Consider the following 24,829-nt stretch of genomic DNA (forward strand, 5'->3'; position numbering starts at 1 on the left):
GAAACAAAGGATTCAGCTGATGACAATCCTGACCGAAACCGAAGACGGCCCGCTGGTACTGAGCCCGGACCAGATCGAAGAACTCGGCAAGGCGCTCGACGAACTGCGCGCCAAGGTCGTCGCCGACCTCGGCGACCGCGACCGCGAATACCTCTACTCGATCATCAAGGCGCAGCGCGGTTTCGAGGTCGCCGGGCGCGGCCTGATGTACCTCGGCTTCCTGCCGCCGTTCTGGCTGGCCGCGGTCGCCGCGCTGAGCGTGTCGAAGATCCTGGACAACATGGAGATCGGCCACAACGTCATGCACGGCCAGTACGACTGGATGCGTGAGCCAGGCCTGAATTCCCGTGTCTTCGAATGGGATACGGTCTGCCCGGCGGACCAGTGGAAGCACTCGCACAACTACATCCACCACACCTTCACCAACATCCACAACAAGGACCGCGACATCGGCTACTCCATCCTGCGGATGGACGAGAGCCAGTCGTGGAACCCGCTGCGCCTCGGCCAGCCGCTCTACGCCTTCGCGCTGATGATGCTGTTCGAGTGGGGCGTGATGGCCCACGACCTCGAGATCGAGAATGTCGTGCGCGGCAAGCGATCCTGGACCGATATCAAGCGCACCGTGCTCGGCCAGGTCAAGAAGGCGAGCAGGCAGGCGCTCAAGGACTACCTGATCTTCCCGGCGCTGACCGGCCCGCTGTTCCTCAGCACGCTCGCGGGCAACGTGACCGCGAACCTGGTCCGCAACGTGTGGGCCTACTCGATCATCTTCTGCGGTCACTTCCCCACCGGCGTACAGACGTTCACCGAAGAGGAGACCGCCGAGGAGACCCGAGGCGAGTGGTACATCCGGCAGATGCTCGGCTCGGCCAACATCACCGGAAGCAAGCTGTTCCACATCATGTCCGGCAATCTGTCGCACCAGATCGAGCACCACCTGTTCCCCGACATCCCGGCCGCGCGCTATCCGGAGATCGCGCCGGAGGTCCGCGCATTGTGCGAAAAGTACGGACTGCCGTACAACACGGGGTCGTTCAGCAAGCAGATCGGCTCGGTGTGGCTGAAGATTTGCAAACTCGCGTTGCCGCCGAGCTTGATCAAGAGCGACCCATCTCCCGGTGTTATCGTGATGCGTCAGCGAAAGGCAAGCGAAGTGGGCGTGTGAATGATCGGGAAATTCGAAAGTAACAAGGACCTCATTCAAGAATTGACGTCCTCGGGTGCCAAGCATGTCGGCAATATCGCCGGCATCATCGCGGGCACCGTCGCGGAGGTCACCAAGGAGATCGGTGAGTGGTTCACCGACGCGATCGAGATGAACGAGGCCGCCGCGGCCGCCCGGCGTGATGCCCAGGCGCGCCGCGAGGTGGATCTCGAGCACGACGACGATCCCGAACCCCCGGCGCCGAAGCCGACGGTGACCACCGAGGCGCCGTTCGTCGACGCCGAGGTGGTCGAGCCGGGAGTCGACGAGACCCGCTGATCACCAGACCGGCAGCCTGCGCCGGTGCTCGGTGACGTCGGTGATCAGATCCCGATATCCGTCGGTCAGTTCGGCGAGCCTGCACCACTGCAGGTGGGCTTCCCCGTCCACCTGCACCGGGTGCGTCCGCTGCTGCGGCGTTCTCCGTAAAGCTCGTTGTGCCGCAATCCATTTCGCCGCTAGTCGATCGATCACCGCGCCGAGCGTCTCGGTATGCAGCGAGGCGCCGCCGCGGTGCTCGACATTGTCGGCCACCCAGGCGTCGATGCGCCCGACCAGTTCGGCCCGACGTCCGTCGATGTCCTCGATCAGCAGGCTGCACGCCGCGACCCGCCCCTCGGGGGCGTCCGGCGCGTGCGCCGCTTCGACCGCCGTGTTCCTTCGCTCGTGACATTCGACGAGTTGCCGTGCGGCACTGAGCACGCTGTGCCGGTGGCGGTTCGGGTCGTCGGGCTCGCGGAACGCGCGCAATAGCTCGGCAGGCGGTGGTAACTGTTCGGTCCCGTTACGGACGCCTGCGTATTCGGTCGGCATGTGCACACACCCCTGCGGTAACGATCCCTATTCTGGATGCGCCAGGGCCGAGGGGGATTTCGGGGAGGGGCACCCCTCGGCTCCGGCGCAGCCCCGCACTCGGACGCCACCCCCCACAGTCCACCAGCACGGCAAAGTAACCGGGAAATCCGCGACGATGCGATGAGGAAGACGCCCCGAGAAATCGGGACTCTTTCAGGAAAGCTTGGTTGCCGAATCGGCGCAATAGTATGGTGTACAAATCTGAAAGCAGCTTGTAAATCGTTATGATCCGTTACGGATCGGTCACATGAGTGCACCGTCGGTATTACCGACAAGAGCGGGTGGGCGCATGGGCGGCAACCGGTTCGGCGCGGCGGCTGCGTGCGGTCGTTCGATCCGCTAGCCTCGATGTTCGTGCCTGCCTACGTGTCATCACCCGAGCTGACATTCGGGTTCATGTTCGCGCTGGAAGACCCAGAGCGAATCGGAGAGGTTGTGCGCACGCTCATCCTCCGCAAGACCGTATCGGTCTTCCGTCTGGCCAGGCTGTCCGACGATGACGGACCACCCGAGCGTTACGTGGTGAACTGGGCCGCGATACCGCAGATTTCGATCACCACCGAGGCGCCCGCCGCCGACGAACTCCAGGCGCAACGAATCATGCTGGTCAACGCGTTCCTCAGCGAGGACAACGAAGTGAGCCTGTATTCGGCGCAGGGGGCCGGTCCCGGCTAGTCGTCCCATTCCGGAACGCCGAACAGTGCCATGGTGATCTGGTACAGGTGTGCACCGAGGGTCGGTAGTGCCTGCGCGCCAGGGCCTTCCAGGCAATCGCGAATGCGATCGTCCACGGCGCCGATGAGCGCGTCGAAGATATCGGCCGGAATGTCGGCCGGGATATCGTCTTCGGCGCGGCCGATCCGGAAGGCCGCGTGCATGCGGTGCGCGAGCAGCGTTTTCATCTGACGGCGCTGCTCGGCGACGATCGGCCCGGCGACCAGGCATTCGATGTGCAGCGCGCGGGCGTAGATGCCGTTGTCGGCCAGGACCTGTAGGTAGGTGTCCAGGGTGGTGCGGATGAGCGCACGCCATTCGGCGCGTGGCATGGCCTGCACGCTGGTGGCCAGTTCGCCCAACACCAGCCCGACCGCGGCCTCGAAGGCCTCGGCGAAGCAGTCGTCCCTGCCGCGGAACAGCTCGTAGAAGGTGCGCCGCGAGACATTGGCGCGGGCCACGATATCGCCGACAGTCGTTGCGGCATAACCACGTTCGGCGACCGCCTCCAGCACGCCGAGATACATCCGCATGCGTTGCGAATGGGCGACCGCCTCCGGTGCCATGCCGTGGGTGCCGCGCGGTAGGCGGCCGCGGTCGACACCGGCTTCGAGTCCCATCCCCTGAGGATAGACACATTCCGACAGTGATCTGCCCCATACTTGCCCATTCGATGTGGTCCCCGTTACTCTCACATCGACATAGGTACGCGAGTGTTTCTAAGAGGTCAGCAAGAGGGGTCGATGTCGATGAGGACAGTTCGCCGCGCGTTGAGTCGTGCCGGGATCCTGGTGATCGCCACCGCCATGACCGCGCTATGGGTCGTGCCGAGCACAGCCGTCGCGGAGTCGGCGCCGGACGGCGGTGAGCTCGCCAGGCAATGGACCGCCGCGCACGACGGCCCGGCGAAGTACCCTGGCCCGGTGCACATCGACTTCGACGTGCCGATCACCATGAGCGATGGAACGGTGTTGAAGGCCAACGTCTATCGGCCGGTCGACGCGGCGGGGCGGATCGTGGAAGAGCCGCTGCCGACCATCATCAATCTGACCCCGTACACGAAATTCGTGTCGCTGCTCGCGGATATCGCCCTCAACATTCCCGTACTGTCGGACGCGCTGATCCAGTTGGTCAACAGGTTCGATTTCGCCGGGACGCCGTTCGACTCGATCACCGATCTGACCAAGGCGCTTGCCGGTGGCGCGCCGCGCACGTTCGGCGCGGACCGCAAGCTGGTGCAGCAGGGCTACACCTACATCGTGGCCGACGTGCGCGGCACCGGATACTCGCAAGGTTCCTGGCAGTTCTTGCAGAGCAGGGAAACCCAGGACACCCTGGAATTGATGGACTGGACCACCAAGCAGTCGTGGTCGGACGGCAATATCGGGATGTCGGGCATCTCCTACTCCGGCATCAATCAATTCAAGGCGGCCGAGCAGAATCCACCGGCGCTCAAGGCGATCTTCCCGGTCGAGGGCAGCACCGACACGCTGGCCGATGTCGCATTACCCGGCGGTGGGCTCGGCTTGTTCGGCCCGCTGTATATCGCGGCCGTCGACCTGATCTCGAATTTCCCGGACCCGGTCGGCATCGCGCTCGGCCACCTGGATCTGCAATGGCTGCTCGATCGGGTCGCCACGCCGCTGGAATTCTTCGACTACATCCTGATGGCGTTGTCGCTCAACGTTCAATCGATACCTGAGCCGTTGAAGCAGCAATTGCTGCCTGGTAGTCCGCTGCGTAATGCGTTCACCGACAACCACCCTGAGAAGATCCGGGTGCCGTCCTTCGTGTACGGCGGGTGGCAGGACATCTTCGCCTCGTCGAGTGCCCGCTCGTTCTCCGATATTCCGCTGCCGCCGGAGCGGAAGAAACTGATCATGGGCGACACCTATCACTTCAATCCCGGCTCCGGCCTCGGCGATCCCGGCAAGCCGCCGCGCCTAGATGTGCTGCAGATGGCCTGGTTCGACAAGTGGCTCAAGGGCATCGACAACGGCATCGACCAGTACGGGCCGGTCGCGCTGTGGCAGCAGGGCGGCGGCTGGACCACCACGTCGTCGTTCCCGCGTCCGGACATGGCATACCAGCGGATGTACCTCTCGCCCACCGTCAGCGGCACCGCGACCAGCGTCTACGACGGCTCGCTCACCGCGCAAACACCCGAGGCCGCAGCACAATTGACGGTATCGCCGATCACCGGGATCACCTCGCTGTGCTCACGTGATGCCGCCGTGGAATCCATCGGCGTGATCAGCCTGGCCAACTTCTGCGGCAGGGACGACCGCATCCACGAGCTCGGCGGTCTCACCTTCACCGGTGCGCCGGTCGGCGAGCCAACCATGCTGTCCGGCCCGATCAACGTGCACCTCAACACGATGTACGACAACATCGAGGGCTACTGGTCGGTGACCGTGAATGATGTTGCGCCGAACGGGCAGTCGACGGTGCTTGCCAGCGGCCAGCTCGCCGCGTCGCTGCGCGCGGTGGACGAGGACAAGAGCACCAAGGACGCCGACGGCGACTACACGCACACGGTCTACAAGCTGACCCTCGCCGATCGCCAGACCCTGGTGCCCGGCCAGCCGACCACCCTGGATGTCGCCGTCAACCCGGTCGACGCCGTGCTGCAGCCGGGACATCGGTTGCGCGTGAACGTCTTCGCGAGCAACTTCCCGCGCGGCTTCCTGCCGCCGCCGCTGCTCTTCGACGGCGGCATCCTGAATTCGGTTGCGCCGCAACATCTTGTCCTCGACCCGTCGGCGCCGAGCTTTGTGAACGTGCCGCTGAGCAAGCCGCTGGGTTAACCGTGGACGGCCCGGAGTAGGTGCGGGCCACGGGCGCTCCGGAGTATCGGCCGGAGCGCTCGCGTGGGGCGAGACCCTCCGGCGACGTCGAACCCGTCGCGGGGCGATTATGGCGGAGTTTGCGACATGCCGATTCGGTGCGCGGCTATTTGTTGGCGTGTCGGTACCCGATCGTGGCGTCGGTGACCGCCGGATACGCGAGAATCACAGATATTCCGCACCTGGTTTGTGGCGTGGATCGAAAGCAGCCGAAAGGAGCGTCGATCATGGAACCCGAAAACCCTGCTTACTCCGCAGAGCTCGCCTATCCGGTCAATCCGGTTCGTGTCCGTGGAGATCTGGATCCCGCACTGTCGCGGTGGATGTGGCTGGTCAAGTGGCTTCTTGCCATTCCGCATTACATCGTGCTCTTCTTTTTGCACATCGCTTACTTCGTGCTGACGGTGATCGCGTTCTTCGCGATTCTGATCACCGGCAAATACCCGAGGGCGATGTTCGACTTCAATGTCGGTGTCATGCGCTGGACTTGGCGAGTCGAGTTCTACGCGCTGTCGGTGCTCGGCACCGACAAGTACCCGCCGTTCAGCCTGAAGTCGAGCGAGGAGTACGCGGCCGATCTCCAGATCGACTATCCGGAGCGGCTGCATCGTGGTCTGGTGCTGGTGAAGTGGTGGCTGCTCGCCATTCCGCACTACCTGATCGTCGGCGCGATGCTGACCGGCGGCACGACGCTCTACATGTACGACGACGATGAATGGTCCGGCGCGGGCAGCATTCCGCTGATCAGCATCCTGCTGCTGGTCGCGGTGATCGGGCTGCTCTTCACGGCGCGATACCCGAAGGGGGTGTACGACTTCGTCGTCGGCGTCAGCCGGTGGACCATCCGCGTGCAGGCCTATGCCTCACTGATGCGCGACGAGTACCCGCCGTTCCGGCTCGATCAGGGCGCGCGCGAGCCCGAAAACCGCTGAACCACAACGAATCACCGAATCCGCCCGCTGACTCAGCGGGCGGATTCGTATATCCGGCGGACCACGTCCTCGACCGCAGGCTCCTCGATGGACAGATCCCGCACCTCGGCCCGAACGGAGACCACCGCGAGCAACTGTGCGGCCGTGGTCTTTTCCGGATCGAAGGCCAGCCGCTGCCGCATCCCACTGGCCTCGGAGCCGAGCAGCTGCGCGCAGGGCAGGTCATCGATGTCCGGTGTCGGTTCGGCCAGATCGACGACGAGGACGCGGCGCGCGCCAACCGTGGCCGCCAGCCCGGTCAGCGAACCGTCATAGACCAGGCAGCCGTGATCCACCACGAGCACACGGCCGCAAAGCCTTTCGATGTCGCCCATATCGTGGGTGGTGAGCAACAGGGTGGTGCCTCGGTCCGCGCGTTCGGCGCGCAGGAATTCGCGCAGGCGTTGCTTCGACAGCACGTCGAGGCCGATGGTCGGTTCGTCGAGGATCACCAATTCGGGTGAATGTAGCAGCGCCGCAGCCACTTCCGCGCGCATGCGCTGGCCGAGCGAGAGCTGGCGCACCGGAGTGTCGAGCGTATCGGCCATCTCCAACTGCTCGATCAGCTCGTGTTTGCGCTTGCGCGCGGTGTCGGGCTCCAGCCGGTGGATGGCCGCGAGAATCGAAAACGATTCGCGCAGCGGCAGATCCCACCAGAGCTGGGAGCGCTGCCCGAACACCACCCCGATCCGCGCGGCGAGTTCGCGCCGCTGCCGGACCGGTTCGAGCCCGCAGGTGCGCACCCGGCCTGAGGTCGGCACCAGGATGCCGGTGAGCATCTTGATGGTGGTCGACTTGCCCGCGCCATTGGCACCGATATACCCGACGGCCGTGCCGCGCTCGATCCGGAAGGACATCCGGTGCACGGCGGTCAGCGTCTCGCGGCGCCGACGCCAGCGGCGGCCGTCCTTGCGGGACAGGGTGAATTGCCTTGTCAGATCCTCGATATCGATGATCGCGTCCGATGAGCCGGAAATCGCCACGTTATCCGCCGCCTCCCTGATAGTGCCGAGTACCGAACCGCCAGAAACACAATGCGAGCAGCCACACCCACAGCACCGCAACCGGGGAAAGCCAGGCCAGCCACGCGGGCAGCAATGCCGGTCCCGGTAGCCGCAGCAGCGCGATGGTGGGTAGATAGGCGGTGAAGCACACCGGGATGGCGAAGCCGAACAGCAGCTTCAGCGGTGCCGGAAAGACGGTGGCGGGTTGTACCGCGGCGAACGAGCCGCCGTAGGTGAAGCTGTTGGTGAGCTCGGCGCCGTCGATCAGATAGAACTGTAGTCCGGCCGCGCACACGAAAACGCCGCCGAACAGGGCGATTCCGCTGAGCAGCGTGAGCAGTACCAAGCCGGCGCCGGCCGGCGTCCAGTCGATGTCGTTGCGCAGGAACCCGAGACCGAGCACCACGATCGCGACGGCGGCGCGGGCGAAGCGCCGCAGCGAGATGTCGCTGGTGATGAGTTGCAGCAGCAGCGGCTGTGGGCGCAGGTGATAGGCGTCGAGCTGGCCCATCCGAATCAGCGTCGGCAGCGAGTCGAGATGGCCGAACAGCACCTGGGCCAGCGCGAAGGTCGACTGTCCGAACCCGAACAGCAGCAGGGCGGCGTTCAGATCGAGGCCGCCGAGCACCCGCACGTTGTGGAAGATCACCCACACCTCGGCGAATTCGACGAGGCCGATCAGGAACGCGCTGAAAACCTCGCTGACGAAGGACAACCGGTAGGCCTGCTGGGCGCGGATCCGCGAGCGAAGCACCGCCGCGTACGGGGTGAACCAGGTCCCGGCCCGCGCGGTGCTCGGCTCAGCCACCCTGCACCTCCAGTTTGCGCCGCCCGGCCGCGAGCAGTACCCGGCCGACGCCGCCGATCACCAACACCCAGAACACCTGGACGGCAACCACGCTCACCGCCGCCATCCCGGTGATCCGGCCGGACAGCACATCGATGGGCGATTGCAGGATCGAGGGGAACGGCGTCGCCTGCGCGATGGCGCGCAACCAGCCGGGAAACATGTGCACTGGCACAAACAGTCCGGCCAGGAACGTGCCGGTGACCTGATACAGCACCCGGAAGCCGCGGGTCTCAACCACCCAGAATCCGATCAGCGCGACGGCGAACAGACAGAGGAACGAAATGGCGACGGCGAGCAGCACACTCAGCGCGCCGAGCAGATACGGCAGGGGAGTGTTCGGCATGACGAGCCCGAAGCTGAGCACACCGATCAGCACGCTCGGCACCCCGCGCGGCAGGATGGTGCACGCGGCGCGCCCGAGATCACCGGCGAGGTAACCGAATTGGACATCGACCGGGCGCAGGAAGTCGATCGCGATGTCACCGTTCTTGACCCGATCGGACAGATCCAGTGGTGGGCCCATGAATTGCAAGGCGCCGAGCAGGCCCTGCGAAAGCCACACATACGCGCCGATGGAACCCTCGGTGTAGCCGCCGAAGTCGCTCGTCGCCCTGACCGCGGCCAGCATCACCGCCGCGCGCACGAAGCCGAAGACGCAGTTGGTGAACAACCCCGCGAACATGGCCAGCTTGTACTGCGACTGTCGTCGAAAACCCGCGCGCACGAGGTGTGCGTATACCGCGAACGCGCGCCGCGGATGCCTTGTCGCGACGAGCTGTCCGTCCCCTTCTGCTCTTTCGCGCACAAAGAGTCGAGCCTAATACCTGCCGAAGGGCGCACGGAAGCCCTTCCGGCAGTTTTTGGAAAAGTGCTACACCACGAGGGCTAGCGCATGACAGCGGGCCCGTTGGTTGCCATACTCAGTCGCGAGGATCGGACACAGGGTGTCCAGGTCGCGCAGTAGGCTTGTCATCGAATCATGTCGCGGTAGCGAAAGACTGGGAACCCGGGAGGGGAACGGTGGACACGCTGAAGCTGGATCCGGCGGCGGTGGCCGCTTACACCGCGATCGCGGACGCGGTCTCCCAACAACTCGCCTCGGCGGCGGCGGTCGCCTCCGGAGCGGTGAATCAAGACCAGCTGGTCACCGATCTTGGCCTGATCGGCGCCGATTTCGCGGCGCGATTCACCACGGCGGTCGGCGAACACGCCCAAGCGCTGTCCACGGCAGGACAACTCGTCGGCACCTACGGTCAGATCCTGCGCGACTACAGCGCGGGCATGCAGGATGTCGACGCCGACACCGCGGGCGCGATCACCCGGATAGGGGAGACGCTGACATGAGAAGCCTTTCCGGACTACGCAGGCGACCCGCCCCGGCCCGCACCGACACCGTCGCGCCGACCACCTACTCCGACCCCAACGTCGATCCGCCGATCGTCGCCGCGCTGGTCCGTCCGCTGCTGCAGCTGCGGTCCACCCTCGGCAGCGGCGTCGGTGTCCCGAACCAGACCGCGACCAACGCACTCTCCGCCTCGTCCACCCAGGCCGCTGATGTGGAGGGTCCGCATCGCGACGGCCTGCACGCGCTGGAGTCGACCTGGACCTCCCGCGGCGCCGACGCCGCGGTGCCCGCGCTGCGCACCACGCAGACCGAGATCGGCGAAATCTCCGACCGGGGACCGGCTTACCTCAGCGTGCTCGGCGACGCGCACGCCACCAGCGCCCGCGCCGCGCAGTCGGTGGACCAGATCATCGCCGACTTCCGCCGCGACGCGCGCCAGATCCTCGGCAACGCCACCGCGGCCCCGGACACCGACGCGGTGATCGCGCGGGCCAGCCAGGCCTTGCGCGACGCGCTCACCACGGTGAACACCGCGCAGACCGAGATGGACGACCACAGCAGGCGACTGGACCAGATGGGACCGCTCACGGTCACCCAGCCGTCCGGTGTCACCGCCGCGCAGCCGACCTCGGGCCAGTTCATCCCCGATAGCACAAGCCAATTCGATCTCGGCGGCACGACCCCGAGCCAATACAATTCGGGCACAACGACCCCGAGCCAATACGATCCGGGTACAACGACCCCGAGCCAGTACGGCACCACGATCCCCAGTGTCGGCGCGAACGGGCAGCCGGTGGACCCGGCCCTGGCCGCCCAACTCCAGCTGCAGCAACAGCTCATCTCCGCGGGCGTGCAGGTCGGTACCGCCGCCATCAACGCGGGCGTCGATATCGGCACCAACATCATCGACCAGATCGCCGGTGTCGGCACGCATATCGTCGACAAGGTCGCCGAGGTCGGCACGCACGCCATCGACACCGTGTCGGCCGGTGCGGATACGGCCATTACCCAGGCGATCAATCCCGGCAGCACCACCGCCGACCAGACGAACGGCACTTCGAACTCCGGTACCTCGTCGAAGATGTTCGACTTCGGTACGGGCGTGCGGCCATCCACTCCTTCGCAGCCGACCGGTCCCGGCACGGTGATTCCGCCCGCGCAGAACAACGGGTCAGCGCCGACGGCCCCGGTGGACGCACCGGCACCACCGGTGTCCAAGCCGGCCCCCGCACCCGCGCCGGACGCGCCGAATCCCTCGGACACGCCGTCGAAGTCCGCCAGCCCGGATCAGCAGAGCCATCCGGGGACCGGCGGCGGCGTCGCGATGCCACCGCCGCCGCGCGCGGACGATCAGGAGCACAAGCCCAAGGACGGTCAGCTCGGTGTCACCGTGCCGACCGCCGCCGTCGCGGTGACCCCAGTCCTCGGCGACTACGACGATGACACCCTCTGATCCGAATTCTCCGAATCATCAAGAGGGGCAGGGTAACCCGTTCGACACGGGTCTGCCCATGCTGCGCACACCCACCGGCAAGGCCAAGAAGCGGCGGCGCCAGTCCGGTCGCCGCGCGCCGGTGCGTCGCAGAGATCCGGAGGTAGCCGTGTACGAGCCACCGGCCCCGGAGCACGCGGATCGGCCGCGGCGGACCGGGGACTGGGAACAATGGCTCGACCCGCCACTCGCGGCCGACCCGCCGCCGGACGCGCCGGTCGAGCCGGAGCGCCGGGTCCGCTCCGGCGAGTTCGACACCGAAGGGTACGACCAGGACGTCAACCCGGCGCCCTCGATCATCAATCGATCCGGCATCCACCCCGGGGTTCCGCTGCGCCACCCCACCCGGCGGCGTGATCCGCAGCGCGGCAACAAGGTACTGGCCGTACTGATCGTGCTCGGTGTCGCGATCGCGGTCGTCTCGATCCTGCTCACCGTCGTGCACGGGTTCGGCAAACGCACGCCGCAGGTCGCGGCGACCGCAACGGCCACCGCGCGCGCCACCGCACCGAGTTCCGCCGGAGCCTCGTCGGCGCCGACGACAACCGTGCCCGCGCAACCCGCGGCCATCGCGACCCAGGGCTGCGAACAGAAGCGCACCCCCGACGCGGTCTCCGGCACCGACCCCGGCGGCACCGCCAACGGCCCCGACGCCATCCTCGCCTTCGAATACGCCTACTACGTGGAACGTTCCGGCTACCGGGCCCGCGCGGTGGTCGCCGACAACGCCATCGTCTCGCCCGCCGAACAGATCCAGCGCGGCATCAACCAGATCCCCGTCGGCACCCGCTACTGCGTCCAGATCGCCCCGTCCAGGGACGGCGACGACGGCCTCGCGCACTGGGAAGTCAAACTCACCCAGCAATACCCGGGCGAACAACCAAAGACCTTCACCCAGCTCATCACCACCCGCACCATCTCGACCCAAACCCTCATCACCGCCATCGCCTCCGCCTGAGACCTCAGTCGCGGGGAAGGTCGATGCGGACGAGCGCGCCGGTCGGGGTGTTCTGCTCGATGCGGACCGTGCCGCCGTGGGCGGTGATGATCTCGGCGACGATGGCGAGGCCGAGGCCGAAACCGCCGGTGCCACGGCCGCGATCGTGTTGTGGTCGGTAGAAGCGGTCGAAGACGCGTTCGCGGTCCTGCGGGGCGATACCGGGTCCGTCGTCGGCGATCTCGATGTGCGCGCGGTCGCCTTCGTGGCGCAGCCTGACCGCGATGGTGGTCGCGGCGTAGCGGGTGGCGTTGTCGAGCAGGTTGCGGATCGCGCGGGAGATCTGGGTGGGGTCGCCGGTGATCCTGGTGGGTTCGACGCGGCAGCCGACGGTGAGTTCCGTTGTCGCGCGGGTGCGTTCGACCTCCGCGGTGAGGATGTCGTCGAGGTCGATATCGGTGCGGCGATGGGCGAGCGCGTTCTCGTCGGCGCGGGCGAGCAGCAGCAGGTCGTCGATGAGGTGGCGCATGCGCTCGGCTTCGGGGAGCAGCGTGTCGTCCAGGAGCGCGGCGTCGAGGGTGTCGGGTCGGGCGCGGCCGAGTTCGAGGGCGGTGGTGATGGTGGTCAGTGGGCTGCGCAGTTCGTGCGATGCGTCGCTGATGAAGCGGCGCTGGGCGTTGTGGCCGGCCTCGACGCGGGCGAGCATGTCGTTCATAGTGCGTGCGAGCGCGGCGATTTCGTCGTTTTGCGGCGGCACCGGGACACGGTCGGAGAGATCGGCGCTGGTGATCGCGTCGACCCGGGTGCGGATGTGGTCGACCGAGCGCAGCGAGCGGCCGACCAGTGCATAGGTGGCCAGCGCCGCGAGCACGACGATGAACGGCGCGGCCAACGCGACGAGAGCGGCGACCAGTTTGATGGTGCGTTCGACTTCCTCTTGATCGGTGGCGACCACGATCGTGTACCGGCCGCCGCGGCCGTCGACGGTGGCCGCGCTCACCCTGGCATCCTCGGTCGTCGATGGCAGATCCTTGGCAACGGCACCCGGTTGCGGGCGAACCTCGGTGATCGGCTCGGCCGGGTCGTCGTCGGAGCTCTGCACGACATGGTCGGTCGCGTCGATGATCTGCACAATCGAGACGCGGTTGTCGGTGGCCAGCGCGCTGCGGTCGATGTCGGCCGGAGTGTTGATGGTGAGTTGACTGCTCACCTGGCGGATTCGCTCGGCGGCGGTGTCGTCGGAGGCGTTGAGCAGAGAGCGGTACAGCACGTAGGTCAGTGACAAGGCGGCGATGGCGAGTCCAGCGGCGACGACGACCGCGACGATGAGCGCGGACCGCACGCGCAGACCCCACCGGGTGGGGTGGGCGAGAGCCGCGATGGCGTCGGCGAATCGGCGCGTCGCTGGGTCAGAGCCGCGAGTACTCACTCTGCTCACTCTGGCACGAGGGTGCTGCGGCGATCGCCGGTCCCGCCACGGGTCGGCGCGGCGACCTCGATCGCAGGTAGGGCTGAACGGCGGCGCCGAGCAGCACCACCGCGCTCCCGAGGAGGCTGCCGCCGACAACATCGGTGAGCCAGTGCACCCCGAGATACAGGCGGGTCAGCGCGACAACCAGCACCACAACGGTGGCCAGCAGCGCGGCGGCCGTGCCGCGCAGGACGGTCGGTTTCGCACCGAGATACACCAGCAGCACCGCACCCGCGAGTGCTGCGGTCCCGGTGACATGACCGGACGGATACGAGAGGTCGGTTTCGGTCATCAGCTGATACATCGGGGCAGGTCGCGCACGGCCGACCACGAGCTTGGTGATCGTGCTCGCCGCCGCCGCGACCACGACGATGCCGAGAATCAGCACCGTCGGCAGCACGCTGCGCCGCCGCCAGCCGAGGAACCCCGCCAGCAGCACACCGATGATCGCGACACCCGCGGGGCTGCCCACCGAGGTGACGGCGCGCGCGATGGCGGTCAAGCCCGGCGACCGATGGCCGACGAACCAGTCGAGCACGGCAACGTCCGCGCCGGTCAGCCAGCCGGATTTCGCCACATGCACACTCAGTTCGACGAACACCGCGACGACCGCGAGCCCGCGCACCGCGCGCCGAAGCGCCGTACGCGCGGGACTATCGGGCGGCCGCACCCGATCGGCGATCACCGAGGCAACGATCACGGCGAGCGCGACGACGCCGACGCACAGCGCGATCTCCGCGGTCGTTGCCTCGGTGCGAACCTCGGTGACGGCACGTTCGATGAACTCGAGGATGGCGGACATCGCCCCACTCTGCGCGCGCGGCGCTGTGGAAACGCTGAGAGCCTCGACCGGCCACGAACCCGGGTGAGCTGTAATGGAATCGACTCGGGAAAGGAATGGTGGGCCGTGCGCGTGCTGGTGGTCGACGATGAGATCCGATTGGCCGAGACGCTGCGCCGCGGGCTCGCCGCCGAGGGCTTTGTCGTCGAACTCGCGCACGACGGATTCGATGGCTTGGAACGCGCCGCCACCGGCGACTTCGACGTCCTCGTCCTCGACATCATGTTGCCGGGCAAGCACGGCTATCAGATCGTGCGGGAACTGCGCGAGCGCCAGGTGTGGACCCCGGTGCTGATGCTCTCGGCCAAAGACGGCGAATACGACCAGGCCGACGCCTTCGACCTGGGCGCCGACGACTATCTGACCAAACCCTTCTCCTTCGTCGTCCTCGTCGCCCGGCTGCGCGCGCTGGTACGCCGCGGTGCCCCGGAACGTCCCGTGGTGCTCACCGCGGGCAGCCTGTCGCTGGATCCGGCGCGACGACGCGTCGCCCGCGCGGGCGAGGTGCTCTCGCTGACCCCACGCGAATACGGCGTGCTCGAATTCCTGATGCGCCACAAAGGCGACGTGGTCACCAAATTCGACATCCTGCGCTCGGTATGGGACAGCAACTACGACGGCTCCGACAACGTGGTCGAGGTCTACGTCGGATATCTGCGCCGAAAGATCGACACCCCGTTCGGCCTGGCCAGCATCGAAACTATCCGCGGCGTCGGCTACCGCCTGCTCGACGTGAAGTAATGGTCCGGCCTGGTGTGCGAATCCATGAACGACAAGGGTTTACGGGCGGCGGCGGGTGGCGGCGCGGCGATCAAGATCGTGCAGTGTGCGCAACTATCGTGGTTTTGGGCTCTTGATTACCGATATTGTCTCTGCGAAGGTAATGCGTAGCTAGGATAGTTTCGATTTCTACTAGTTCGATGCAGAAGGCGGGTCGACAGATGATGTCGCTGCTGTGGATCATCCTGCCGTACAGCGCGTTTCTGTCATTTGTCGTCGGTCACCTGTGGCGATACCGGCACGATCGGTTCGGTTGGTACGGCGCCGGCGCGGAAATGGATCGGGCGCAGCGGATCGGGGCGACCGCGTTTCGGATCGGGCTCGGCGGCGTGGTCGCCGCACGGATTACCGATTTGATCACGTCCGGGCCACACTCATACCCAGACGGCGCGTGGTACGTCACCATCACGGTCGTCGAGATATGCGCCCTCGCGTTCGCGACGATCGGCGCGGTATTGCTGTTCGTGCCGGACATGATCGGCAGCCCGGCCAAGCCCGCGGTCAGCCCATTGGACCGGATCACCTTCCCGATCCTGGTGGCAGGCCTGCTGACCTGGGTGGCCATCAAGTTCGACCCGAACTCCTCCGACAACGGATATCGCACCGCCGAAACACTGTTCGCCTGGTTCCGGTCGCTGTTCACGCTGCACCCACAGTCCGAACCGATGGAGCACGCCCCGTTCATCTACCAAGCACGCGGCTTGGTCCTGATGCTGTTCATCGCGGTCTGGCCCTACACCCGCCTCGCGAGCATCATCGCGGAACCGGTCTACCGCCTGGCCCGGCGAGTCCGGCCCACCGCCCGGGTCGGACCCACCCAAGCATTGACCGTCTCCCACCGGATGTGATGCCGCGCCGTAGATCAACACCTGCTGGTATGACTACGCCCCCGGCCGGGAGTTTCAGCGCGCCGCAAAGAAGTACAAGACCGACCAGTGTGCGCCATACTGCTGATCAGTGACAGCTCGCCGGGCACTACCCGCACTTCCACAGCTGTTCTCGGACGACGGAAGGCGGGCCCATGGCGGATGAGCGACTCGACGCGGGCGGTTCGATCGAGCGCCGCACCATCGAGGTGATCCCCGACGCCGAACGGCACGGCACCCCGTTCAGCCAATTCACCCTGTGGTTCGGGGCGAACATGCAGATCACGGCGGTTGTCGACGGCGCGCTCGCGGTGGTGTTCGGCGCCGACGCGCTGTGGGCGATCGTCGGCCTGCTCATCGGCAATATCCTCGGCGGCATCGTGATGGCACTGCACTCGGCGCAGGGTCCCCGGCTCGGCCTGCCCCAGATGATTTCCAGCCGAGCACAATTCGGCGTTCTCGGTGCGGTGCTGCCGCTGCTGCTCGTCGTCGTGATGTACCTCGGATTCGCCGCGACGGGCACGGTGCTCGCGGGGCAGGCGGTGAACAAGATCCTGCACATCGACAACGCGACGGTCGGCATTCTCGTGTTCGGCGCGCTCACCGCGGTGGTCGCGGTGACCGGCTACCGGCTGATCCATGTGATCGGCCGAATCGCCACGGTGGTCGGCGTCATCGGCTTCACCTACCTCGGCATTCGGCTGTTCGTCGAGTACGACGTCGGCAACTTTGTCGGCATCAAGTCATTCGACATGGTGACCTTCGTGCTGGCGATCTCGCTCGGCGCGGGCTGGCAGCTGACCTTCGGGCCCTACGTCGCGGACTACTCGCGCTACCTGCCTCGGTCGACCAGCGACCGGACCACCTTCTTGGCGACCTTCGCGGGCAGCGTGCTCGGCTCGCAGTGGTCGATGACATTCGGCGCGTTGGTGGCCGCGGTGGCGGGTAAAGCGTTCCTCGGCAATCAAGTCGGCTTCATCGGCGATCTCGCGGGCCCGTCCGCGCTCGCGCTGCTGATCTATCTGGTGATCGTGGTCGGCAAGCTGACGGTGAACTGCCTCAACGCCTATGGCGGGTTCATGTCGATCCTGACCTCGGTGACCGCGTTCAGCGGGCAGTCACGCACCACGCCGTTCGCGCGGGCCGCCTACATCGTCGGCTTCACCGCGGTGTCCATGCTCGTCGCGATCGGGGCCAGCGCCGACTTCCTCAGCAACTTCAAGAATTTCGTGCTCACCCTGCTGATGGTGTTCACCCCGTGGAGCGCGATCAACCTGATCGACTACTATCTGATCTCGCGCGAACGCATCGACATTCCGGCGCTGTACGACCCGAACGGCCGGTACGGACGCTGGAACATCACCGCACTGGCCTGCTACGCGCTCGGCGTGCTCGCGCAGATTCCGTTCCTCGCGCAGCAGCTCTACACCGGCCCGATCACCGAAAAGCTAGGCGGCGCAGACGTTTCCTGGATCGTCGGCATCGTGTTCACCGCCGCGATCTACTACCCGCTCGCTCGACGCACCAGTAACCCGCCGGACGCGATGAGCTATCCGGCGGGCACCGTGGAAATCGCCGATTCTCAGACTCGCGCGCGCACGAATTTGTAGATGATCAGCAGGATCACCGCGCCGACGATGGCACCGAGGAAGGCGTGGTTGACCGGTGGTTGGAGGGTGAACTTGTGCGGTGCGAACACCAAGCTGCCTAGCGTGCCGCCGACATAGCCGCCGACGATGCCGAGCACGATCGTGCCGATCCAGCCGAAGTTCTCCTTGCCAGGGACGAGTAGGCGTGCGATCGCTCCGGCGATGAGGCCGATGATGATCATCGAGATGATGCCCATGGATTCGCTCCTTGAAACTCACTGGGTGTGACGCACGGGAGACGCCGCGATCAGTGTGCGGGATACCCGGGTTCCATGGACCGTAATCGCGTGTCGTGTACGCATCATTATCGGAAGTTCACTTCGCATCCAGCATCGGCGCCAGGTAGTGGCGGGTGAAATCGCGGGCCTGCTCGGCGGTGTCGAGCCCGATGGCGGTTTGCTGGGTGAGGATGAGCGACAGGGTGATTCGGATGTGCAGCTCGGCAACGGTGCGCAGGTGCCGCAGGTCCTCGGCCGAAATGGTTGCGTCACCGTAGAACTCGTGCTGCCAGAGGGAGACGCAGAACTCCCGGAAGAACTCGACGATGGGCCCGGCGCCGACGGTGAGTGCGGGCAGGATGGTGTCCGGCTCCGTTTCGAGCAGCCGCCGCAGCAGTGGGTGCTCGCGCAGGAATTCGACTGTGTAGGCGGCACTTTCGGCCATCCGGTCGGCCACCGTCGACTGCGTGCTCGTCGCCGCGGTGCTGCCAGCGAGATATCGGCGCAGCTCGGCGAGCAGGACGGCCTCGGTGAGCGCGGACTTGCTCGGAAACTTCCGATACACCGTCGCGCGGCCGAGCCCCGCCCGTTTGGCGACGTCCTCGACCGTCGACCGGCGCCAGCCGACCACAGCCATCTGCTCGAAGGCGGCGGCCAGGATCCGCTCGGTCACCTCGTCGGCCTCGTCGAGCAGTTTGAGCACCTCGGGATCGGGTTTCGCCAGCTTGTTCAGCAGCGTGTCCCTGGTCACTCGTGTCACTGCACTCCTTGTCGTCGCCGGCAGATCAACAGTACTGTCGAGACAAACGGGCGATCAATGTCTCACATGTCTCAATGTGAGAACAGGGCGCTTGGCCTATTTCGCGAGGTGATGTCATGACTGTCGTTGTTCTGCTGGTCGCGTTGTTCGTGCTGGCCAATCTGCTCCTGCGTGATGGTGATACCCAGGACTTTCACGGTCGCGAGGTCGCGGAGTCTCGGCAGGCGGGGAGCCGTCCGCGCTCGTCGTGCGCGCTCTTTCGTTGACCGGCGTTATCTGATGTAAAGCAACATTTGCAACAGAAGCGTATTGAATCGTTGCATCCGCTGACTGTAGAGGTTACCGTCAGTCGCATGAAGCAGCGCATTGCCACCCTCCTCGCGGCCGGGGTCTTCGGCGGTGCGGGCGAGGACGCCGACCGGACCGTGGCACGGATTCTCGATGCCTCCCTCGTGGAGGCGGCCTCCGTTGGAGTCTCGCGACTGAAGATCGACGCCGTCGCGCGGCGGGCCGGGGTCAATCGGACCACCGTGTATCGGCGCTTCGGCGATCTCGACGGCCTCATCGCGGCGCTCACCCTGCGTGAAGGCGGGCGCATGGCCGACACGATATTCCGGGCCGTCGAGGGCGTGCGGGATCCGCGGCCATCGAGCCGGACCAGTAAGAGAGAAAGGCACACCATGAGCAGCCACGACGCGGTGGTTCCACACGAGGACTACGGTTTCTTCGGTCCGGACTCGGTGTCCTGGAAGGTATTTCGGTATCCGACGGCGCTGTCCATCGGGTTCCAGCGGACGGTCGTCACGGAGATGTATGAACCGTTCCTACTTGCTTCGGTGAACGATACCGGCGCGGTCAGCAAGCGTCCCTCGCTGCGCTATGACCGGACACTGCAGTACATGGCTACCGTCACCTTCGGTGACAGTCATTCGGTGCTGAAGGCGTCGGACATTCTCGTGAAGATCCATTCGAAGATCACCGGTACCGAGCCGATCAGCGGATTGCGTTACGACGCAAACGATCCCGAAGCGCAACTCTGGATCCACCTGACCGCATGGCATTCCGTGCTCTACACCTACGAGAAGTTCGGGCCGGGCAAGCTCAGCCCCGAAGAGGAAAACCAGTATTGGGCGGAATGCGCCCGCGCCGCGGAATTCCAGACCATCAACCTGGACGACGTGCCGCGCTCCCGTGCGCAGATGCGGGCGTACTACGAGCGCATGCGCCCGATCCTCGCGGCTACCGAGGCGACGCAGCAGCACGTCGAGCAGTTGCTCAACAGCGCGTCCGCGCCACTGCCCGACTCTGTGCTGTTGTGGCCCGTCGCCAAGCTCACCCAGGGGCTGTTCCGTCGCGCGACTATCGCGAGCCTGCCTCGATGGATGCGCAAGATGGGCGGCGTGCAGCAGTCGCCGGTGACCGACGCGCTCGCCACCGTCGCGTTGCAGATCTTGTTCCGGTTGGTCGCGCAAAGCGTTGAGGCACAACGACTCATCGTCCGGATGGGTAGTCCGCTCAGCTCGCCGGTCCTTGACCCGATCTTGTGCGAGGTGGCACCGAAGAACCCGGTGGTGTGGTCGCCCGAGGAAGCCCGTGTCCACTACGGGATGGTCCGGCCCGCCGAGCAGTACGCACAGATCCGTGCGGCCCGTGCCGCGAAGTCGTTGCCCGAGCATGCCGCCGTCGACGGCAGCGAACCACTGCTCGCCTTTGGATAGCGGAGTATGTAGATGTCGGTGACCCAGGCTCGCATTGCGCAATACCTCATTGCCGCAGGCGCTTTCGTCACGCTGGCGGTTCAGTCCGACCTGCGCGTATTCACAGTGACGAACCTGGTGATCCAAGCCGCGCTGTTCGTGGTGTTGGCCTGTGTGCCCGCGTATCGCACCGGGCACATGAGCTACGTCGACCTGGCCTGGCCGTGGGGCCTGGTCGATCTGGGCGTGCTGACCCTCGCGTTCGGCGGCGCCGATTCGACGCTGACCGTGACGGTCGGGGTGATCTACCTGGTCATGGGTCTGCGGATGGGTATCTGGGCCGCGCTCGCCGGGGCCAACGGGGCGCTGACCGAGGACGTGCCGCGGTATCGCTATCAGCGACTGCATTGGGAGCGCGCGGGCCTGCGCAGCGAGCGTTTGTCGATCCAGGTCGAGATCATGCTGCAGGGCGCGGCCAACATGAGCATTCTGGCCATCCCGGCCGCGCTCGCCGTCGCGGGTTCGCGGTCGTTCGGCGTCGTCGAGATCGTGGCACTCGTGCTGTGGGCCGTGTTCTATGGTGTTGAGTCCCTGGCGGATTGGCAGAAGGCACGCTTCAGCGAGCGCAGCCGACGGGAGGGCACCCGGCTCAGCTGCGATGCCGGGTTGTGGCGATATAGCCGCCACCCCAACTACTTCGGCCAGTGGATGCAGTGGAACGCACTGATCGTGCTGGTCCTACCGACCCTGCTCAGCCGCCGCCCCGACACCCCGCCCGCGCTGTGGATACTCACGCTGATCGGCCTGCTCACCATCTCCGCGGCCTTCTACTACACCCTGGTCTACTACACCGGCGCCGTCCCCGCCGAGCACTACAGCCTGCAATCCCGCCCCGACTACGCCGACTACCAGCGCACCACCAACCGCTTCTTCCCCGGCCCACCCCGTCGTCGTCTCGCCGAGCCGCAGCCGCCACCCGCGCCCTCCGACGAGCCGGACAGGGGGTTGAGGAGCATCCGGGAGGAGTCACGCTAAGCAGACAGGGTGAATCCTGTTGATCGACGATCCGGGCTGCCTCGGCGAGTACATGGTGCGCTACTCGTCATCCGCGTTCTGCTCGAGTTCGTCGTGCCATCGCTGGTACGCAGGACTGACCAGGTCAACGTAGACCGATGTGGCTGAGATGGTGGCCGTCACTACGAGAGCTCGAAAATCCCAGCGCAATCCGCGGGTAGGTTCGATCCACCAATCCGTCGGCCGCTGCCCGTGTAGTTCGAACATCCGCTGCACCAGCGCATCGAAAACCTCGTCCAGCTCGGGACCTAAGTTGTCCCGGTCGAGTACCACATCACTGGCACGAAACGAAATCTGATTGGTCTGGCGCGACAGTTCGGTAGTCGGTGCCTCCGGCATGAACACCACCGCGTCAGGGCGGTTGACCTCGAGATTGGTCGTCACGGCTGGGAACTGTTCATCGAGACCGCTTACCTGCCAACCGACCCGGCCGCAGAACGGCTGCAAATCCTTTACGGTCCACGTCCAGTCGAACTCGGTGGCCACGCGCACCGCCTGGGCAGCGCGTTCGATGTCTGCTCGCATTAGAAAGGCTCTTTCTCATAGTCGATGTCGGTGGTCGGCTGCGGCCGCAGGCGGTCGTAGCCTCCCACACCGTGGGGAAGCCCTGGGCTCACAGGTAAGTCATGCAGTGAAGACCTTCTGCGTCCGGCATGTAATGCCCGGGCGGTGTTTCCTGCACGACGTTGACTGTCAGGGATTCGTTCGCTGATTTGCGTGCCGACCACAATCCGGGTTGCAGAGCGGGCACCACAGGGACCGGGACAGCGAGTCGTGCGAGCGCGCTGACATCGTGCAAACCTGTCTGGACCAGATCACGGAGCCAACTACCGGGCGAAGGTAGCAATCCGTCCAGGAAAGTCCCCGTCGACACAGCAAGAGTTGTCTGCGGTAGTGGTTGAGCGATTCCCCGCAGGGTGGGACCGGGCCCGTTGCCGGTGGTTTGACCGATGACGGTCTCGGCGGGGATACCTTCGCGGGTCGGGGTCTGCTCGGCGCCATAGATGATGATGTTCCCGTTGGTGTCGACCTTGATCAGGCGATAACCAACCTTGGAAGGGTCCTCGGCCTTGATGGCGGTCCACACACCCTGATCGACGAGCCACTGCATGAAGTCTGGATCGTTGTCAGCATCCTGTTTCAGCTTGTGCCACAGATACGGGTCGGTCATCTGCTGGGCAAGGATGTCGGTGTCAAGGCCAGGGCCGGCCGAGACGGTCGCCTCCCCCGGGCGTGGCGGACGGGGGTCGCCGCCTTTGGCTTCGATCACCATGACTTCACCGTTCTTGGCGGCGACGATGTCGTGGGTGTTATTGCCCTTGGGTCGGGGGTTCACTGTCCACCCGTCCATTTCGAGCATCGCGATCGCCCCGGCTTCGCCGAGCAGTTCCTTGGCCCGATCTACCGGCGCCTTCGCACCCCACCAAGCCGCGATTGCGTTATTCAGCAGGTTCTGCGGGACGCCGAGATCACCCAGTCTCCTTAGTTCCTCTTCCTTAGTCTTCTTATTAGGGCTGGTGAGTTTGCCGATGTCAGCACTGGATCCGCCGACGACTCCGATGGCTCCGAGGTATATGTCCCGGTACAACAAGGTGCCCTGAAGAACGGCCATGGCTGCCATGATCTTTGGCCGGTGCTCGTCGTCGACATCGTCGATACCCGATTCCAAGAGCTTGTAAAGGCCGGCTTCGAGATTGAGTTCGGTTGGTCTGTTCGGATTCTTGGCGTAGGTGTTTGGCGGTTTGCCCGCAGGGTTTCCCGGGGCATACTTCAGGCGGTTGCCTTCCCAATATGTTCCTTCGACAGGGACCCCTTTTGTTTGCGTGGGATCTGCGCTGGGGAAGAGAATCTGCTGATGGCTCGTGTCGGGGTCGTCGGCCGGACTTGGTCGGGTGGGTCGCGTAAGCGGTGGGGAATTGGGTGTCGTCGGTGTGGTGTCGACGGGTCTTTCCAGCCCAGGTTGGGTGCCTGGGTCGACGTATATGCCACCGTTGTCCGCAGGCGGCACGTTGGTCTTCTCTGGCGTGGGCGTCGGTTTCGGCCGCACGATTTCCGGGATCGAGTCGGGATCGATGCGTTCCTCGGTTTCGGTATCGCTGTCGCCGTTGAACGGATTGTTGTGGTTGTAGTCCCAATAGATCAGCCCACCGGCCACGATGAGCGTGATACCCGCGGTCAGCGCTGAGCCCAGCGGGCCGGCGGGCGCGCCGAGGATTGCGGCTTCTTCCGTGGCGGCGAGCAGTGCCGCACGAGCGGCGGCACTGGTGGTCGCGCGGGTGGCCGCTGCGGCGGCCGATTCCGCTTCCAATACGGTTCCGGTCCCGACCGCTAGTCCTGCGGACGCCGCGGGTCCGGTCGAGCTGAGTCCGGGGGTGGTGTTCCCGCCACCGGTGCTGATTTTCTTACCGGTGTCGTCGATGGTGAACAGATACTCACCTGCGCTGTTCAAGACTGCCCACCGGGGTCCGTCTCCCTCGTCGGGGAGACGGACCTTCGACGCGGGGTAGGGAGTACTCGCGGGCGGAGCGGGCTGTTGCGGCACCTCGATTTGCACGCGCGAGTTGTCCGAGGGGTTGTACCCCTGATAGGTCTGACCTGGCGGTGTGACGGGCAGCAGTCCGGGAGTCGATGGGTTATAGGTCGGTGTGTCCGCGAGCGGGTTTTCTTGCGCTGGTACAGGTTGTTGTTGCTGATGGCCTTCGACGCCGGTAGTCGAGCTTGCTTCGGGTCGGTTGTTGGGCGCTGGTCGTGGTGGCGGTGTGCTGTAGAGACCGACGGGAGAGTTCGTTGGTGATTCTGGTTTCGGTTGCGGAGTCTCGGATTTCGGTTTGGCGATCATCGACCAGAGCGGATCTTGGGCGACCTTGTCATCATTGACCGGCAGTGGGCTGTTCTTCGGGTCGGCCATTGTTGCTGGATCCAGCCCTAGAAGCTGCAGTTGGCTGGGCTTGTTGTATTCAGCGGTGGAATCCATTGCGAGAACCTCGACATTCGTCGATCGAGCCGGTCCCGTTGTGCGGGAAAAGCTGTGGGCAGATATGACGAGTGCCGCCCCGCAACCGAAAATCGGTTGCGGGGCGGCACTCGGGGTGTGGCAGCGAGCGTTCTCATCACCGCGCGATCAGCAAGTACGTCGGATTCGACGCAAAACCGTTGAGGCCGAGCAGATCAGGTGCCATCGCCCAAAGCTCGAGCGAGCTCGAGCTGCTGGTGTCGCGGTGCGGGACTTGCCGGCGCTCGCCTGGTCACAGG

The 24,829-nt window shown here is 65.5% G+C and carries 25 protein-coding genes; 14 read left to right on the plus strand and 11 right to left on the minus strand.

Annotation, left to right across the window (positions count from 1 at the left end; translation table 11 throughout):
• Positions 1-19: 19 nt before the first annotated feature.
• Both OG203_RS35515 and OG203_RS35520 read left to right on the plus strand, forming a co-directional pair.
• Positions 20-1,168 carry a fatty acid desaturase family protein gene (locus OG203_RS35515; protein ID WP_405161574.1) on the plus strand — a complete coding sequence of 383 codons (1,149 nt, stop codon included), beginning with the start codon at positions 20-22 and terminating at the stop codon, positions 1,166-1,168.
• Entirely contained in the window at positions 1,169-1,486 is a 318-nt protein-coding gene (locus OG203_RS35520; protein WP_405161575.1) for a hypothetical protein, read from the plus strand.
• Here the strand turns inward: OG203_RS35520 and OG203_RS35525 are convergent, their stop codons facing one another.
• On the minus strand, positions 1,487-2,020 hold the full coding sequence (locus OG203_RS35525; RefSeq protein ID WP_405161576.1) for a DUF4254 domain-containing protein: 534 nt from the start codon (positions 2,018-2,020) through the stop codon (positions 1,487-1,489). It lies immediately after the preceding gene.
• A gap of 390 nt (positions 2,021-2,410) precedes the next feature.
• On the opposite strand from OG203_RS35525, the gene OG203_RS35530 reads away from it, so the two are divergent.
• The gene (locus tag OG203_RS35530; RefSeq protein ID WP_405161577.1) at positions 2,411-2,737 is read left to right on the plus strand and encodes a hypothetical protein; all 327 of its coding nucleotides are present in this window, start codon (positions 2,411-2,413) and stop codon (positions 2,735-2,737) included.
• Here OG203_RS35530 and OG203_RS35535 read toward each other — a convergent pair.
• Positions 2,734-3,396, minus strand: coding sequence for a TetR/AcrR family transcriptional regulator (locus tag OG203_RS35535; RefSeq protein ID WP_405161578.1), 663 nt, complete (start codon positions 3,394-3,396; stop codon positions 2,734-2,736). The genes OG203_RS35530 and OG203_RS35535 overlap by 4 nt on opposite strands.
• 129 nt (positions 3,397-3,525) lie before the next feature.
• Between OG203_RS35535 and OG203_RS35540 the strand changes: the two genes are divergently transcribed.
• Positions 3,526-5,583 carry a CocE/NonD family hydrolase gene (locus tag OG203_RS35540; RefSeq protein ID WP_405161579.1) on the plus strand — a complete coding sequence of 686 codons (2,058 nt, stop codon included), beginning with the start codon at positions 3,526-3,528 and terminating at the stop codon, positions 5,581-5,583.
• 266 nt (positions 5,584-5,849) lie between these two features.
• Positions 5,850-6,554, plus strand: a complete 705-nt coding sequence (locus OG203_RS35545) for a DUF4389 domain-containing protein (RefSeq protein ID WP_405161580.1) — start codon at positions 5,850-5,852, stop codon at positions 6,552-6,554.
• 32 nt (positions 6,555-6,586) lie between these two features.
• Here the strand turns inward: OG203_RS35545 and OG203_RS35550 are convergent, their stop codons facing one another.
• Genes OG203_RS35550 through OG203_RS35560 form a run of 3 tightly spaced genes read right to left on the minus strand, consistent with a single transcriptional unit; the run spans position 6,587 to position 9,252 of the window.
• Positions 6,587-7,576, minus strand: coding sequence for an ATP-binding cassette domain-containing protein (locus OG203_RS35550; RefSeq protein ID WP_405161581.1), 990 nt, complete (start codon positions 7,574-7,576; stop codon positions 6,587-6,589).
• A 1-nt stretch (position 7,577) separates the two neighbouring features.
• Entirely contained in the window at positions 7,578-8,405 is an 828-nt protein-coding gene (locus tag OG203_RS35555) for an ABC transporter permease (RefSeq protein WP_405161582.1), read from the minus strand.
• Positions 8,398-9,252: an ABC transporter permease gene (locus OG203_RS35560; RefSeq protein ID WP_405161583.1), complete on the minus strand. Its 855-nt coding sequence runs from the start codon at positions 9,250-9,252 to the stop codon at positions 8,398-8,400. The genes OG203_RS35555 and OG203_RS35560 overlap by 8 nt, the downstream gene beginning before the upstream one ends.
• A 215-nt stretch (positions 9,253-9,467) precedes the next feature.
• Between OG203_RS35560 and OG203_RS35565 the strand changes: the two genes are divergently transcribed.
• The 3 genes from OG203_RS35565 to OG203_RS35575 are packed head-to-tail and all read left to right on the plus strand — an operon-like array spanning position 9,468 to position 12,242.
• Complete coding sequence (locus OG203_RS35565; protein WP_405161584.1) at positions 9,468-9,791, plus strand: hypothetical protein; 324 nt, start codon at positions 9,468-9,470, stop codon at positions 9,789-9,791.
• Positions 9,788-11,245, plus strand: a complete 1,458-nt coding sequence (locus OG203_RS35570) for a hypothetical protein (RefSeq protein ID WP_405161585.1) — start codon at positions 9,788-9,790, stop codon at positions 11,243-11,245. Before OG203_RS35565 ends, OG203_RS35570 begins: the two co-directional genes overlap by 4 nt.
• Entirely contained in the window at positions 11,232-12,242 is a 1,011-nt protein-coding gene (locus OG203_RS35575; protein ID WP_405161586.1) for a hypothetical protein, read from the plus strand. The genes OG203_RS35570 and OG203_RS35575 overlap by 14 nt, the downstream gene beginning before the upstream one ends.
• A gap of 4 nt (positions 12,243-12,246) precedes the next feature.
• Here the strand turns inward: OG203_RS35575 and OG203_RS35580 are convergent, their stop codons facing one another.
• Together OG203_RS35580 and OG203_RS35585 are read right to left on the minus strand one after the other, a co-directional pair.
• Positions 12,247-13,650 (minus strand): ATP-binding protein, encoded by a 1,404-nt coding sequence (locus OG203_RS35580; protein ID WP_405161587.1) that lies wholly within the window; start codon positions 13,648-13,650, stop codon positions 12,247-12,249.
• Entirely contained in the window at positions 13,631-14,494 is an 864-nt protein-coding gene (locus OG203_RS35585) for a phosphatase PAP2 family protein (RefSeq protein WP_405161588.1), read from the minus strand. Before OG203_RS35585 ends, OG203_RS35580 begins: the two co-directional genes overlap by 20 nt.
• 105 nt (positions 14,495-14,599) lie before the next feature.
• On the opposite strand from OG203_RS35585, the gene OG203_RS35590 reads away from it, so the two are divergent.
• From OG203_RS35590 to OG203_RS35600, 3 genes are all read left to right on the plus strand, one after another.
• Positions 14,600-15,274 (plus strand): response regulator transcription factor, encoded by a 675-nt coding sequence (locus OG203_RS35590; protein WP_405161589.1) that lies wholly within the window; start codon positions 14,600-14,602, stop codon positions 15,272-15,274.
• A 179-nt stretch (positions 15,275-15,453) separates the two neighbouring features.
• A complete protein-coding gene (locus OG203_RS35595; RefSeq protein ID WP_405161590.1) occupies positions 15,454-16,161 on the plus strand; it encodes a respiratory nitrate reductase subunit gamma in 708 nt (235 codons plus the stop codon).
• Between the two features lie 173 nt (positions 16,162-16,334).
• Entirely contained in the window at positions 16,335-17,789 is a 1,455-nt protein-coding gene (locus tag OG203_RS35600; RefSeq protein ID WP_405161591.1) for a purine-cytosine permease family protein, read from the plus strand.
• Here OG203_RS35600 and OG203_RS35605 read toward each other — a convergent pair.
• Positions 17,762-18,025, minus strand: a complete 264-nt coding sequence (locus tag OG203_RS35605; RefSeq protein WP_405161592.1) for a GlsB/YeaQ/YmgE family stress response membrane protein — start codon at positions 18,023-18,025, stop codon at positions 17,762-17,764. The two genes, OG203_RS35600 and OG203_RS35605, sit on opposite strands and share 28 nt — an antisense overlap.
• A gap of 118 nt (positions 18,026-18,143) precedes the next feature.
• Positions 18,144-18,806: a TetR/AcrR family transcriptional regulator gene (locus OG203_RS35610; RefSeq protein ID WP_405161593.1), complete on the minus strand. Its 663-nt coding sequence runs from the start codon at positions 18,804-18,806 to the stop codon at positions 18,144-18,146.
• A gap of 116 nt (positions 18,807-18,922) precedes the next feature.
• On the opposite strand from OG203_RS35610, the gene OG203_RS35615 reads away from it, so the two are divergent.
• From OG203_RS35615 to OG203_RS35625, 3 genes are all read left to right on the plus strand, one after another.
• Positions 18,923-19,072: a hypothetical protein gene (locus OG203_RS35615; protein ID WP_405161594.1), complete on the plus strand. Its 150-nt coding sequence runs from the start codon at positions 18,923-18,925 to the stop codon at positions 19,070-19,072.
• 87 nt (positions 19,073-19,159) lie between these two features.
• Positions 19,160-20,524 (plus strand): oxygenase MpaB family protein, encoded by a 1,365-nt coding sequence (locus OG203_RS35620; protein WP_405161595.1) that lies wholly within the window; start codon positions 19,160-19,162, stop codon positions 20,522-20,524.
• A 12-nt stretch (positions 20,525-20,536) separates the two neighbouring features.
• Positions 20,537-21,538 (plus strand): DUF1295 domain-containing protein, encoded by a 1,002-nt coding sequence (locus OG203_RS35625; protein WP_405161596.1) that lies wholly within the window; start codon positions 20,537-20,539, stop codon positions 21,536-21,538.
• A 60-nt stretch (positions 21,539-21,598) separates the two neighbouring features.
• On the opposite strand, the gene OG203_RS35630 is transcribed toward OG203_RS35625, so the two are convergent.
• Both OG203_RS35630 and OG203_RS35635 read right to left on the minus strand, forming a co-directional pair.
• Complete coding sequence (locus tag OG203_RS35630) at positions 21,599-22,102, minus strand: DUF6301 family protein (protein WP_405161597.1); 504 nt, start codon at positions 22,100-22,102, stop codon at positions 21,599-21,601.
• A gap of 88 nt (positions 22,103-22,190) precedes the next feature.
• The gene (locus OG203_RS35635; RefSeq protein ID WP_405161598.1) at positions 22,191-24,551 is read right to left on the minus strand and encodes a hypothetical protein; all 2,361 of its coding nucleotides are present in this window, start codon (positions 24,549-24,551) and stop codon (positions 22,191-22,193) included.
• Positions 24,552-24,829: the final 278 nt, after the last annotated feature.

The organism is Nocardia sp. NBC_01499 (assembly GCF_045040275.1).
Taxonomy (GTDB): Bacteria; Actinomycetota; Actinomycetes; order Mycobacteriales; family Mycobacteriaceae; genus Nocardia.